At 64.0% G+C, this 13926-nt stretch carries 10 protein-coding genes and 1 pseudogene; 1 reads left to right on the top strand and 10 read right to left on the bottom strand.

Annotation, left to right across the window (positions count from 1 at the left end; genetic code table 11):
• Nucleotides 1-13: 13 nt before the first annotated feature.
• The 6 genes and pseudogenes from mnmH to HWQ56_RS12860 form a co-directional block, all read right to left on the bottom strand.
• On the bottom strand, nucleotides 14-1105 hold the full coding sequence (gene mnmH / locus HWQ56_RS12885) for a tRNA 2-selenouridine(34) synthase MnmH (protein WP_176570726.1): 1092 nt from the start codon (nucleotides 1103-1105) through the stop codon (nucleotides 14-16).
• Nucleotides 1105-2139, bottom strand: a complete 1035-nt coding sequence (gene selD, locus HWQ56_RS12880) for a selenide, water dikinase SelD (RefSeq protein ID WP_158157707.1) — start codon at nucleotides 2137-2139, stop codon at nucleotides 1105-1107. Before selD ends, mnmH begins: the two co-directional genes overlap by 1 nt.
• A 357-nt stretch (nucleotides 2140-2496) precedes the next feature.
• Nucleotides 2497-4725: a xanthine dehydrogenase family protein molybdopterin-binding subunit gene (locus tag HWQ56_RS12875; RefSeq protein ID WP_176570725.1), complete on the bottom strand. Its 2229-nt coding sequence runs from the start codon at nucleotides 4723-4725 to the stop codon at nucleotides 2497-2499.
• Nucleotides 4722-5717 carry an FAD binding domain-containing protein gene (locus HWQ56_RS12870; protein ID WP_176570724.1) on the bottom strand — a complete coding sequence of 332 codons (996 nt, stop codon included), beginning with the start codon at nucleotides 5715-5717 and terminating at the stop codon, nucleotides 4722-4724. The genes HWQ56_RS12875 and HWQ56_RS12870 overlap by 4 nt, the downstream gene beginning before the upstream one ends.
• Nucleotides 5717-6394, bottom strand: a complete 678-nt coding sequence (locus HWQ56_RS12865; protein WP_176570723.1) for a (2Fe-2S)-binding protein — start codon at nucleotides 6392-6394, stop codon at nucleotides 5717-5719. Before HWQ56_RS12865 ends, HWQ56_RS12870 begins: the two co-directional genes overlap by 1 nt.
• A 57-nt stretch (nucleotides 6395-6451) precedes the next feature.
• Nucleotides 6452-6751, bottom strand: a pseudogene (locus tag HWQ56_RS12860) (AraC family transcriptional regulator); the annotation flags it as partial.
• A 372-nt stretch (nucleotides 6752-7123) separates the two neighbouring features.
• Here HWQ56_RS12860 and HWQ56_RS12855 point away from each other — a divergent pair.
• Nucleotides 7124-7780: a TetR/AcrR family transcriptional regulator gene (locus HWQ56_RS12855; RefSeq protein ID WP_176570722.1), complete on the top strand. Its 657-nt coding sequence runs from the start codon at nucleotides 7124-7126 to the stop codon at nucleotides 7778-7780.
• Between the two features lie 3 nt (nucleotides 7781-7783).
• Here the strand turns inward: HWQ56_RS12855 and HWQ56_RS12850 are convergent, their stop codons facing one another.
• The 4 genes from HWQ56_RS12850 to HWQ56_RS12835 all read right to left on the bottom strand — a co-directional run bounded on the left by HWQ56_RS12850 (nucleotide 7784) and on the right by HWQ56_RS12835 (nucleotide 13613).
• Nucleotides 7784-11377, bottom strand: a complete 3594-nt coding sequence (locus tag HWQ56_RS12850; RefSeq protein WP_176570721.1) for a molybdopterin cofactor-binding domain-containing protein — start codon at nucleotides 11375-11377, stop codon at nucleotides 7784-7786.
• On the bottom strand, nucleotides 11370-11879 hold the full coding sequence (locus HWQ56_RS12845) for a (2Fe-2S)-binding protein (RefSeq protein WP_158157700.1): 510 nt from the start codon (nucleotides 11877-11879) through the stop codon (nucleotides 11370-11372). The genes HWQ56_RS12850 and HWQ56_RS12845 overlap by 8 nt, the downstream gene beginning before the upstream one ends.
• A 153-nt stretch (nucleotides 11880-12032) precedes the next feature.
• On the bottom strand, nucleotides 12033-12473 hold the full coding sequence (locus tag HWQ56_RS12840; RefSeq protein ID WP_176570720.1) for a MarR family winged helix-turn-helix transcriptional regulator: 441 nt from the start codon (nucleotides 12471-12473) through the stop codon (nucleotides 12033-12035).
• A gap of 87 nt (nucleotides 12474-12560) precedes the next feature.
• Nucleotides 12561-13613: a 2,5-dihydroxypyridine 5,6-dioxygenase gene (locus tag HWQ56_RS12835; RefSeq protein WP_158157702.1), complete on the bottom strand. Its 1053-nt coding sequence runs from the start codon at nucleotides 13611-13613 to the stop codon at nucleotides 12561-12563.
• Nucleotides 13614-13926 lie beyond the last annotated feature (313 nt).

Raw genomic sequence — 13926 nt, 5'->3', positions numbered from 1 at the left:
GGGAGCGGCAACGTCAGCGGTCGCGCAGGTACGCCAGTACTTCGTCGCGGCCGCCGGCGAATTCGATTCGTGCACCTTTTGCCTCGCGCTGGTAGGCGTACATCGGATCGTAATACTCGGTCAGCAACCCGCTGATCCACGCCCGATGCCCTTCCACTCCGCCGCCGCGCGCCTGCTCGTCCAGGGCACTGTCCAGGGCCTTGGCCAGGCGCTGGTAGCGCTCACCCCCGAGCCGTTTGACCAGGCTCGCCAGGCTCTGGCACAGACGCTCGGCAAACCGGTCGAAACCCTGCTCAACGCCATGCACCGCGAGAAATTCCGCGCACAGGTCCACCACGTAGTCCTTGAGAATGCGCTCGACACGCTCTTCGACGCCGTCCATCAGCCACACCAGCGGCGCCTCCTGCATGCGCTGGTACAGTGACAGCGGAACCGCGCGGCTGCCGATGGCGCGGCCTTCGTCTTCCAGCACAAAAGAGTCGATGCCCCGGTCGCGCTTCTTGAGGATATCCACGGCCAACCGGTTCTCGAAATCGATCTGCCCCGGCTGCGGCGTGGCGTGCTTGCCAAAGCTGGAGCCGCGGTGGTTGGCGTGGCCTTCCAGGTCAAGGGCGTTACCCAGGCACGCCAGCACCTCGGTCTTGCCCGAACCGGTCAAGCCACCCACCAGCACGAAATCACAGGCCTGCACGGCCTGCTCGGTTGTGTCCATCAGGCAATGGCGCAGGGCCTTGTAGCCCCCCACCACCCGGGGGTAGTCGATGCCCGCCTCGCTTTTCAACCACTGTTGGGTGATCTGCGAGCGCAGGCCACCGCGAAAGCAATACAGGTAGCCGTCGGGGTTCTGGCGAGCGAACGTCGCCCAGGCTTCGATGCGGGCCTCCTTGAGCTCGCCCTGCACCAGGCGATGGCCCAGTTCGATGGCGGCCTGCTGGCCGTGGCGCTTGTAGCAGGTGCCGACCTGCTCGCGCTCGCTGTCGTTCATCAGCGGCAGGTTGAGGCTGCGGGCGAAGGCGCCCTTCTCGAACTCCACCGGCGCGCGCACATCCATCAGCGGTGTGTCGGCCAGGAACAGCCCGCGGTAATCCGTGCAGTTGTCACGCATCAGGCAACCTCGACCGCGTGGGCCTGGCGCGCCACCAGCGTTCCGATGGGCGCCAGGTCCAGGCCTTGCTCGCGGGCCATCGCCAGGAACTCGGCACGCGCCTGGGGTTCGACCGCGATCAACAGGCCACCGCTGGTCTGCGGGTCGCACAACAACAACTTGTGCAGCGCGCTCAGCCGGCCGATACGTTCGCCATAGCTGTCGAAATTGCGCAGGGTGCCGCCCGGTACGCAGCCCTTGTCCAGGTAGTACTCGATGTTGGGCAGCAGCGGCACCGCGGCGGCGTCCAGGCGTGCGGTGAGCCCACTGCCATCGGCCATTTCCACCAGGTGGCCGAGCAGGCCGAAGCCCGTGACGTCGGTCATGGCCGTAACGCCTGCCAGGCGCGCGAAGCGGCTGCCGGGCTTGTTCAGGGTGCACATCTGGTCGCGGGCGACACCGATATCACCGGTGCGCAGCACACCCTTCTTTTCCGCCGTGGTCAGCACGCCAATGCCCAGGGGCTTGGTCAGGTAGAGTTCGCTGCCCAGGGTGGCGGTGTCGTTGCGCTTCATGAAGCGCTTCTCCACCAGCCCCGTGACCGCCAGGCCGAAAATCGGCTCGGGCGCATCGATGGAGTGGCCGCCAGCCAAGGTGATACCTGCCTCGTCGCAGACCGCGCGGCCGCCACGAATCACCTCGCGCGCCACTTCCGCCGGCAGCACGTTGACCGGCCAGCCGAGAATGGCGATCGCCATGATCGGATCGCCGCCCATGGCGTAGATATCACTGATGGCGTTGGTTGCGGCGATACGGCCGAAGTCGAACGGGTCGTCGACGATCGGCATGAAGAAGTCGGTGGTCGACACCACCCCGCGCTCGCCATCGATGCCGTACACCGCCGCATCGTCGCGCGAAGCATTGCCTACCCACAGGTTCGGGTCCAGGTTCTGGGCGCCACTGCCCGCCAGGATCACCTCCAGCACCTTGGGGGAAATCTTGCAGCCACAGCCAGCGCCGTGGCTGTACTGGGTAAGGCGAATCGGTTCACTCATGGACGGGGCCCTCTGGTCAATTGGTAGAGTTTACCAGAGGGGCCGGGCACCCGGCGGCAGCAACCTTTGGTCATTATTTCATCACATCGACTTTGGCCCCGGTTTCAGGGAGGTTTAACGTTTTATCCACAGAGATACTCACGATTTTCGGGGACAACTTTCCGGGGTGCGGGTGGATGGGTGAACAGTGGACGTGCCGGGTATCGACGGCCCTACGTCTTTAGGCGTGCGGCTATCATACGTCCGGGCTAGCAGATAGGCGCCACGCCATCAATCGACTCTGGCTATCCGGAGGGTAATCGCCGCAAGGGGCGAAGTCCTCAAGGGAGAGAGCTTCGCCCCGTATGGCCACCACGCCTAAGCGACCTGATGCCCCTCATCCATGAGCTTCTCAAGGCTGATGGGCAAGTCGCGTACCCGTTTCCCGGTCGCGTGATAGACCGCGTTGGCCACGGCTGCGGCCAGGCCGGTCACGCCGATCTCCCCTACCCCGCGGGCACCGAACTCGTTGAGGTTGTAGTCGGGATAGTCCAGCAGGATCACATCGATCTCCGGCTGGTCCGCGTGGACGGGAACCATGTACTCGGCGTAGTTGTTGTTCACCGGCATGGCGTTACGCTCGTCGTAATCGGCGGACTCGAACAGCGCCATACCGATGGCCATGACAATCGCCCCTTCCACCTGGTTACGTGCGGTTTTGGCGTTGATGATCTTGCCCACGTCAATAGCACTGACCACCCGCGACACTCGCAGTCGAGAGATCCCCGGATCCCAGCGGACCTCGACAAAATGGGCACCAAACGAAGCAAAGGCGTGTTTCGCCGTATCGGCCATGCCGGTGTGTGCTTCGCCCTCGGCGCTGGCGATTTTCAACCGGTTGAGGACATCGGCGAAACCAAGACGGGTGGTGCCATCGTCCAGCCGACCGTTACTCACGTTGATGGCTTCGGGCTTCGCATCGGCAAGCCCGCCTTCAGCTGACGACGCAAAGCGTTTGAGCTGTGTCAGTGCGGCGCGGGTGGCTTCGGCGACCGCAGGCAGTACGCTGGCAGTGATCCACGATCCACCGGAGACGGGAGCAGGTGGGAATGATGAGTTGCCCAACTCCACCACAATCTTGTCCAGGGGCAGCCCCGTGATGTCGCTGACACATTGCGCGATGACGGTGTAGGTTCCGGTCCCGATATCCTGGGCGCCGCAATACACCTCTGCGCGACCATCGGACTTCAGCGATACGCGAGCCTTCGCGGGGGTACGGAAGGCATCCCAGTTGCACTGCGCCATGCCATAACCGATGACCTCATGGCCATCGCGCATGCTGCCAATGCCAGGAGTACGCTGGGCCCATCCGAATTTTTCCGCGCCTTGGGCAAGCGCCTCACGCAAGTGGTTACCTGACCACGGCAGGTTCTCCTGACCGTTTTGCGCCGCCCAATTCAGTTGGCGGAAAGCGAGCGGGTCCATCCGGCACTTCTCCGCCAATTCATCGATAGCCGACTCCAACGCAAACAGCCCCGGCGCTGCACCGGGTGCGCGCATCGATGTGGGGGCGCCTCGATTGACCTGCACTGTCCCGTGGGTGATCTCGACATTGGCGCAGGCGTAGAGACTCGCACTCATCCCGCCACAATTCTCCACGTACTGATCACCGAAGCCAGTGGTGTTGAGCGATTCATGTCGCAGCGAAACCAGCTTGCCGTTGGCATCGGCAGCCAACCTCATTCTTTGTTCGGTTTCAGGACGATGCCCGACCGTTGTGAACATCTGCGCTCGCGGCACGACCAGTTGAACCGGACGCCCCACCACTTTGGCGGCTGCACACGCGGCGACCGAGTGCGGCCATATCCACAGCTTGCCGCCAAAGCCAGAGCCAATGAATGGCGCCCTGACTTCGACATGCTCAGTCGGCAAGCCGAATACCTGGGCAAGCGTATTACGGTGAACGACCACGGATTGCGTGGCCTCGTAGACCACTAGCCTGCCGTTTGTCCACTCCGCGACCGTGGCATGCATTTCCATCGGGTTATGGGTTTCACAGGGAGTGGTATAGGTTGCATCCACCGTCTGCACGCCCTGGTCGAACGCTGCGGCAGGGTCACCTCGTTTGTGACCGTGGCCACCCTCCGCAGGCGCCCGCTGCTTCAGGCCCTGCTTCAAATTGGCGAATGTGGCGGCACTGGCGTAATTGACCTTGACCTTGAGCGCTGCCTCGCGCGCGTGCTCGAACGTATCCGCGACTACCAGGGCGACAAACTGTCCCGCATACCGAATGACATCATCTTCAAACGGCAGGCGCTTTTCATCCGTTCGTGACCCCGTCAGCACGCCGGACAGCGAGAATGGCACCGGCGACGTGTGAAATGCCTGGGGAAAGTTACCGTGGTGCAGTATCTCGATCACGCCAGGCGACTGGCGAGCTGCGGTGATATCGAGCGCTTTGATGGAGCCGCTCGCCACAGTGCTGTAGACGCCATAAGCGAAAACCATGCCCTCAGGATGATGGTCGGCTGCGTACTGTGCACGACCAGTGACCTTGAGGCGGCCATCGATACGACGCGGGGAGGCCCCCATGATTGAGTCACTCATGCGATAGCTCCTGTGCCGGTTACCGTGAGGTTGCGCACGATGGCCTGTTTTGCCAGAGGAATCTTGTAGGCGTTATGGGCGTAGGGCTTTGCCCCTTGCAAAGCGATTGCCGCAGCCTTGGCGAAGTTTTCCGGTGTGGCGGTCACCCCGCGGAGCGCTCGCTCCGCCTCAAGCGCACGCCATGGCTTGGTCCCGACGCCTCCCAGGGCGATACGCGCTTCTCGGATGACCTGGCCATCCATCACCAGTATTACCGCGCTGGAGGCCAGGGCGAATTGGTAGGAAGCGCGGTCGCGCAACTTCAGGTAGCCCGACTTGCTGTTCCCCAGCGGGGCGTTCAGGGTCACATGGGTGATCAGCTCGTCAGAGCCAAGCGCATGCTCTTTCCAGGGGGTGCTACCGGGCAACAGGTGAAAATCCAGAAAGTCGATCTCCCGCTTACCCGCGGGCCCTTGTACTTCGACCTTGGCACCGATGGCGGCCATCGCGACGCACATATCGGAGGGGTGAGTCGCGATGCAGTGGTCACTGGTACCGAGCACCGCATGGACGCTGCGGTTATGCCCGCCAATGGCGGCGCAACCCGAACCTGGAACGCGCTTGTTGCACGCCGAGACACCGTCGCGGAAATAGTTGCACCGCACGCGCTGCATGACATTGCCGGCAGTGGTTGCCTTGTTGCGTAATTGAGTCGTGGCGCCGGAAAGAAGCGCCTGAGAGAGCACCGCGTATTGCTCACTGATTCGCGGGTGATGAGCCAGCTGAGTATTGGTGACCATCGCGCCAATACGAGTGCGGCCATCACCCAGGGTTTCGACCTGATTCAGGGCCAGCGTATGGACATCCACAACGCGATCCGGCTGCATGATGTCCAGTTTCACCAGATCGAGCAGCGTGGTGCCGCCCGCCAGGAATGCGGTAGCCTCGGTGCGGGCGTGGGTCGCAATAGCCTGTTCGGCAGTGGTAGCGCGGGTATATTCCAAGGCTCTCATCAGCTGGCTCCTTGTATTTTGCTTCGGGCATCCTGCACAGCGGCAAGGATGTTCTTGTAGGCCCCGCAGCGGCAGATGTTGCCGCTCATGGCCTCCCGGACGCTGGCATCATCGGCACCGATGTTCGGGTCTTTGATGATTGCCGCCGCTGTCATCATCTGGCCGGAAGTGCAATAACCGCATTGAAAGGCGTCGTGGGCCCAAAAGGCCTCCTGGATGGGGTGCAATTGCCCATTGTGCTCGAGACCTTCGATGGTGGTGATCTCATCACCCTGGTGCATGGCGGCCAGCGAAAGGCAGCTGTTCACGGGGATACCGTTGATGTGCAATGTGCACGCGCCGCATTGGCCGTGGTCGCAGCCCTTCTTGGTGCCCGTCAGCTTCAGCCGGTCCCTCACTACGTCCAACAACACTGCATTACCCGGAACATTGAGCGTGTGCGGCTGCCCGTTCACTTTCAAGGTAATGCGCTGCTCACCCTTGGCCAGGGGCTTTTCGCTGTCATCGATGGGCGCTTCCAACTGGGCGGCCTGGGCCCATACTGGAGCGGTAGCGGCAGCCATTCCAGAAATACCGATTGTTCGAAGGAAATGACGCCGCGAAGGGGTTGTCAGCTCAGTGAAGAGCTGACCGGGGCTGTTTGCGTCTGGAATGTTTTTTCCGGTCGGTTCGGTCATGGTTGGGTCCTCATTGGCTTCTTATGGTTCAGATCACGGTACTGACACCCACGGCGCAGAACTCACCGGAAGATCAACGCTTGTCACCATTGACTGGCCAGGTGAGTAGGTCACCACTTCATCCCCCACAACCACCTGCTTGCGCCCTTGCAGTGTGAGCCCCATCCCCAAGCCGTAGACGCAATGCAACGGCAGGGTCAGCTTCGGGTGCCGATGCAAGCTCAGGCCAGGAATCGCCGTCGCACAATCACCAGCGCTCCTCGCACATTGACTGACGGCGCTGGCGAGCATGCGGGTGTCATTGCGAGTCAGCGCACCCGAGGTGCTCGGGGCTGGAGAGACTCCACTGGACGCCATCTTGAAGTGAGCCACGGTCTTCTCCATTGCCGACGCGAACGCTATCGAACATGACAATTAAAGCGATTTCGGCGAGGGTTCTACTCCCAAGGCTTAGGCCAGTCGGGGATCGTGAGTAAGCGCTACCGCTGTACCCGTGTGGCAACCACCTCCAGAACTGTAGACGGCAGGCGGCTTCCGGACCAGCACGGCACGGACGCGTCTATCACTTAGAGTATGCGTCTGGGAAACGTGTAAACGATTGCCCATAAAGAGCGCGTTATTGCCTATTTCAACGAAGAATCGTCTAAGCGGGCCGGCCTCCTGCGAAGAGCAAGACTGTGGAACCGGCCATGCCGTATCATGCCAGAGACAACAAGCCTCGGAGTGTTCATGCCCACCCCCAACTCCGGCCTGCGCGCCCATCAAGCGCAGATGACGCGCGCCCGCATCCTCAAGGCCGCCACCCGCGTGTTCAGCCAGGACGGCTTCAGTGGCGGGCGCATCGAAAAGATCTCGCGCCTGGCGAAGTCCAACGACCGCATGATCTATTACTACTTCAAAAACAAGGAGCAGCTGTTCATCAGTGTGCTGGAAGGCATCTACGCCGGTTTCAACGAGGCTGAAAGCCGCCAGCGCTTCGAGCTCGACGACCCGGTGGGCGCGCTGCGGCAGCTGATCGAATTCGTGTGGCACTACTATATCCAGCACCCTGAATTCATCAGCATCCTCAACACCGAAAACCTGCACAAGGCCTCCCACTCGCGCAAGTCGCCTGCATTGAAGGCGCTGAGCGGCGAAGCGCTGGGCAACCTGGCGCCGATCATCCACGCCGGCCAGGCGCAGGGCGTGTTCCGTGCCGACGTGGACATTCACCATACCTACCTGCTGATTTCATCCCTGTGCTACTTCTACCATTCCAACCAGCACCCCCTGGGCGCCTTCCTTGGCATCGACCTGGCCAGCCCCCAGGCTCGCGAGGGCTGGCTGGCGTATGCCTGCGACCAGGTGCTGCGCGGGCTGCGCAACCTGCCAGCCGGGTTGTCCTGAGGCTCAGTGGCTGCCGGGGTTTGCCCGCAGCCACGCCACCTGTCTGCTCAGCTCCGGCCAGGCGGGCTGCTGCGGGGCGAACTCGGCGCGCAAGTAGGCGGCGAGGTCCGCCACTTGGGTGTCGCTGAAGCTGCCCTTGAACGCTGGCATGTAGCCCAGGTCACCCATGGGCGGGCTTTCAATGCCTTGCAGGATCACTTGCACCAGGTTGTTCGGGCGGTCGCTGTGTACGCTGGTGTTGGCGGCCATTTGCGGGCTCACGCCAAACAGCACGGGCCCGCCGCTGGCAGCCGTATGGCAACCGAGGCAGGCGCCTTCGAAAATCCGCTTGCCGGCCGCGAGGTCAGGAATGCGCGTGCTGATGTTCACCGCGGCCGCCTGCCTGGCGCCCGGTGTCGACGCCTGGCCAGGCAACGACAGCAGGTAGTGCGCGATGGCCTGCACATCTGTTTCCGGCAGCATCGCCAACTCCGCCACCACCGGCCCCATGGGCCCCGCCGCCACGCCATGGTTGGCGGAGAACCCGGTGCGCAGGTACTCCACCAATTGCGCTTCACGCCACGGCACCGCGGCGTTGGCCATGCCGGCCAGGGCAGGCGCCTCCCAGCCATCCACCACCGCACCCGCCAGGAAGCCGCGCCCGCCCTGCTCTGCCCCCATCAGGTTGCGAGGCGAGTGGCAGGCCCCGCAGTGGCCCAGGCCGTTGACCAGATAATTGCCGCGGTTCCACTGTTCGCTGCGCCCGGCCACCGGCTGGAACTCACCGCGCTTGAGGAACAGGGTGTTCCAGCCCGCCATCAGTGGCCGCAGGTTGAAGGGGAAACTCATGCTGTTGGCCGGCGGCGTGCTGGTGACCGGCGTTTGCGACATCAAGTACGCATACAGCGCCTGCATATCGGCCTCGGTCGTGTTGCGAAAGGCCGTGTAGGGAAACGCCGGGTACAGGTGCTTGCCATCGCGGCTGATGCCCTGGCGCATGGCACGGTCAAAGGCGTTGAACGACCAGTTGCCGATGCCCGTGGCGGGGTCCGGGGTGATGTTGCTGCTGTACAGCCGGCCAAAGGGCGTGTCCATGGCCAGGCCGCCAGCGTTCACGGTGCCACCGGGCGCCGTGTGGCACACGGCACAATCGCCGGCGGCAGCCAGCAGCCGCCCGCGCTCCAGGGTAGCGGCGCTCCAGGTGCCGGCCGATGGCGGTGCCACGCGGGCGATCTCCTGGCGCCAGGGCATGGCGGTGATCCCCAGGCCCAGGGCGGCGCCCAGCAGCCCGGTCAGGCCGCCGAACAGCCATTTCCGCCGTTTGGGCCGCACTGGCGCGGCGTAGGGTAGCCCCACCGGGTCCACGGGGTCGGCCGGTTCCTTGGCCTTGAGCGCCGCCAGTACGCGCTCGGGGGTGATGGGCAGCTCGCGAAAGCGAATGCCGGTGGCGTCGAAAATTGCGTTGGCGATGGCGGCGGCGCTGGGCACCGACGCCGACTCGCCCGCGCCCAGGGGCGGCTCGTTCTGGCGCGGCATCATCATTACATCGACCTGGGGAACTTCCGGGAAGGTCAGGATCGGGTAGCCGCCCCACTCCTTGCTCGACACCCGCGACTCCTCGAAGGTGACGCGCTCCTTGAGCACGCGGCTGGTGGATTGCATGACATTGCCGTGTATCTGATGCCGCACGCCGGCAGGGTTGATCATCATGCCGGCGTCGTGGCCCACCACCACGCGGGTCACCGCCACCTCACCGGTAGCTTTGTCGATGGCCACGTCGGCCACCCACGCTGCCCATGCCGCGCCGAAGCCTGGGAACTTGCTGTGGATGTAGCGGGCGTAGGCGAAACCGCGGCCCCGCAGCACGCCGTCCTCGGCGGGGGTACTGCCGGGTTGGGTACGTGGCGTCCAGGCGGCGCGCTGGGCGGTGGAACGCACCAGCTCAGCGGCGCGCTCATCCGGCAGGTAGCGCAGGCGGTACTCGACCGGGTCGACTCCGGCGGCGAAGGCCAGCTCGTCGATATAGGATTCGTGAGCAAAGACGTTGGGCAGCGCCGACACCCCGCGCAGCCATGAGGCGCGGACGATGGGGGCCATGTCATTGATGCTGACGCGCAGCTCGGGGTACTGGTAGTGCGGAATGGAGGTGCGGTCGCCCATCTCATAGGTCACCGGCACCGGCTCGATGCGCCCGGTGAGCAGCAGCGCCAGGTTGGGCGCGCCGTTGGAGGGGTAGCTGGTGCGAAAATCATACACCGCCAGGTCGCCGGCGGCATCGATGCCGCCGTCCACTTCCATCAGTTGCGCGGTGCCCTTGGGCTCCCACACGTGTTCCTGGTCGCGGGTCAGTTGCACCCGCACCGGCTTGCCCACTGCGCGCGACAGCAGCAAGGCGTCGGCACAGACGTCATCGGCGCAGTTGCGCCCGTAGCAGCCGGCCGCCTCCATGCGGATGATTTCAATCAGGGTTTCATCGCACTCCAGCAGCCACGCCAGGTCGGCGCGCAGCAGGTGCGGATTTTGCGTGCCGGACCAGATGCGGATGCCCTGGGGCTGGTAGTCAGCCACGGCACACGACGGCCCGATGGACGCATGCAACTGGTAGGGCCACAGGTAGCTACGGGTGAAACGCCGGTCCACCGTCGCTAGCGCCGCATCGACGCCCCCGGTGTCATGCACCACCCGTTCAATGTGCGGGTTGTCCCGAATGGCCTGCTCGACGTCGCTCATGTCGGGCAGGTGGTGCTGCCAGGGCCGCCACTCCACCCGCAGCAGCTCGGCAGCCTTGACCGCCTGTTCTTCGCGCTCGGCCACCACGCCGACAAAGTCGCCGATGACCACCACCTTGACGATGCCCGGCAGGTGGGCAATCGACGACTCGTCCACGCCGATCAGGCTGGTGCCCACGAATGGCCCGGTGTCGTAGCCGTCATAAGGGGGGCGCACCATGCGGCCATGCAGCATGCCAGGCACGCGCATGTCGTGCACGAAGGTCAGCTCGCCCGTGGCCTTGGCCGGGATATCCACCCGGGATGAGCTCTGCCCCACCAGGGTGTAGGCTTCGACGGGCTTGAGCGGCGCCGTGCCCGAGAGGGTCAGCTCGATGTGCTGGCCGCCGATCAACTGCTCGAAAGTCACCGCTGCGCCGTGAGGCGCATGGATACAACCGGCCTCGATGCGCAACTCGCTGGCGGCCACCCCCAGGCGTTCGGCCGCCGCGCCCAACAGCCAGCGGCGCGCCTCGGCGGCGGCGTTGCGCAGCGGCACGGCGGAAATCTGCAAGGTGGCGCTGGCGATGGTCGCGCCCTGGTTGGGCGCCCGTGCGGTATCACCCAGCACCATGCGCAGCTGGTCCATGCGCAGGTCCAGTTCCTCGGCGACGATCTGCGCCAGCGAGGTCTGGATGCCGGTGCCCAGGTCAACGTGGCCGTTGAAAGCATAGAACTGGCCGTCATCGCACAGGGCAATGAACACCCCCAGTTCCTTGGGCTTGAGGACCGGCTGCTGGCCTTTGGGCACAGGGCCGGACGGTGGCTGGATTTCATTGACCACCAGCAACACGCCCTCGCGTGCCAGCAATTGCGCCTGGGTAGGGATGGTCGAGGTCGAGTCAGTCACGGCGTGGGCACTCCCGGCATAGCGTCACGGCGCGGTGCGCCGCGTTGATGATTTCGATGTGCGTGCCGCAGCGGCACAGGTTGGCGGACAGCGCGCGACGAATCTGCTCGTCGGTGGGGTCTGGGTTGCGGTCCAGCAAGGCCTTGGTGGTCATGATCATGCCGTTGAGGCAGTAGCCGCATTGCGCGGCCTGCTCTTCGACGAAGGCTTGCTGCACCGGGTGCAGGTTGCCCCGGGTACCCAGCCCTTCAAGGGTGGTGATGGTGCGCCCCTGCATGCCGGCCCAGGGCAACACGCAGGAGCGCCCTGCCTTGCCGTCGACAATGACAGTGCAGGCGCCGCACTCGCCCAGGCCACAGCCGTACTTGGGGCCGTTGAGGGCCAGGTCATTGCGCAGCACCAGCAGCAATGGCGTGTCCGCCATGGCCGTGCAGGTGACGGCTTGCCCATTGACAGTGCACGAGACGCTGACCGACGCGCCCGGTGAAACGGCCTTGTTCATTGTGTTACCCACCCATTCATGAAGTGCTTACTACATGAAAAGGCAAGAACGGTGCCAAGTGGATGAATACGGGGAATGGCCAGTAGCGCCACGCCGCCGCCCGAAGCAGCGGCCCCAGGGCCGCGTCACGAGCGGCGTGCGCTCCAGCAGCGGCTACGCCTCGTGGGGGTCGTCGATCATCTTGCGCAGCAGGAACATCATGGCCACGCGCTCGCCGGCGTTGAGGTTGCTCAGGGTCAGCTCGCTGATGGCCTCGGCGCAAGGCACGGTCTGCTCTACCGCCAGGCGCCCGGCCGCCGACAGGCTGACGATGACCTTGCGCTTGTCCTGGGCATCATGGCCCAGTTCGATCAGCTCACGGGCCTTCAGCCGTTCGACGATGCCGCGGATGGTGGCCTGGTCCACCGCGGTCATCTTCACCAGTTCGCTCAGGGAGCTGGGCCCGTGGTCGCGCACGGCGCACAGGGTGATGAACTGCACGGCGGTGAGCTGCGACTCGCCGACGTTCTGCTGGAAAATTGCCATGTGCCGCTGGTAGGCCTTGCGCAGCAAATGGCCGACCTGTTCGGTGTAGGTGTAGTGTGAAGCGCTCATGCTGTGCAGCCCGGCAATCCGTGAAGAGGCGCATACGATAACGCAACCGACCGCCGATGCGCACCGGCGGCCGGTTGCTGCAGCGGCTCAGCGCGCGATGGAGGCGGCAGGGGCTACCACATCGCCGGCCAGCACCACGGCGGTGTCGTCCAGGTAGATGTCGCAGTTGCGCAGCGGTATATCCAGGTGGCAAGGGGTCTTGCGCTTGCCGCCGACCTCGGTGTTGGGGCCGGTGGAGAACAGGAAGTTGCCGTAGAACGCGCGCGCATCCATGCACATGCCGTCGTTCTTGTCGTGCAGCCCCATGGCAGTCCATTGCGCGCGCGGCTGCAGGCCCCAGCCAATGTGCGAAATGCCATACACCTCAGGGTCCTTGAAATAGGCCAGGTACTCGCGCAGGTAGTGCGCCTCGAAGCCACCATGGATACCGGTGATGAAGCCCTTTTCGATCTCCAGGGTGATGCGCTCGCGGCAGTAGTTCTTGAACGGCAGCACGATGTCGCCCACGTCCAGCACCAGCACGCCCTCGGCGCTGTCCTCGTCCGGCCAGGTGAACAGGAAGCCGCTGGGCCAGTGGTCCCAGCGGCCTGGCTCATCGGCATAACCGTACTCGGTGACGGCCGGGTACTGCCCCAGCGGCGCGCGGAAATCACTGCCGGCCGCCGAGCGCACGGTCATCGAGCGCGCCGCTTTGAGCAACTGCTCGGCCGCCAGTACCCGGGCCTTGTCCGCCTCGGTGGGCAGCATGCGCGCCAGCACTTCCGGGGGCTCCACGGCCAGCAGGATACGCGTGCCGGTCTTGAGTATCTGCTCCTGCTCCGGCGAGTGCAGCAACATCATCGTGTCTATCACCAGGTCAGCCGCTTCCAGCGCCCGTTGCGCCGCCAGGTTGCCGGTCAACGCGGTATCGCCGCAGTAGGCGGTCATGTCGTTGCCCATGGCCACCGGCGCATTGAACGCCGGCAACTCCACCGCATACACCTTGGCCCCCAGCCGCTGCGCTGCCTCGGTGGCAGCACGCACAGTGCGCGGGTTGGAGTAATGACTCTTGAGCACGGCAACGCTCTGGGTGGGGTCCACCCGCGACAGTGTCAACACATGCTCGAACATCTGGACCAACTCACCATCGCTGACAGCCATTGCCTATCTCCTCGTATCGATTCCTGCACCATCGCAGCGCGGCGAGCGCCAGAGTGGTGCAATTTAATAGCGTATACACTCATTGCTTTTCAATATGGATGGAATCGGGCCATGCTGCAAGCCCCGGACAAAGATGGGAAATAACGTAACATATACGCCGTGAAACCGGTGTTACCGGCGTATCTATCGCTAGCAATCCGCTTGCGTTTATTTTTTCAAAAAGTGGCTTCCCAAGAAAATAAAAGAGTGCATACACTGTAAATGCATGCTGACCGCCGCTTCCTGGCGACCGGCTTTCGAGGAGATGAGCGCT

The sequence above is a fragment of the Pseudomonas eucalypticola genome (assembly GCF_013374995.1).
Classification (GTDB): Bacteria; Pseudomonadota; Gammaproteobacteria; order Pseudomonadales; family Pseudomonadaceae; genus Aquipseudomonas; species Aquipseudomonas eucalypticola.
This window is presented reverse-complemented; position numbering and strand designations above follow the sequence as displayed.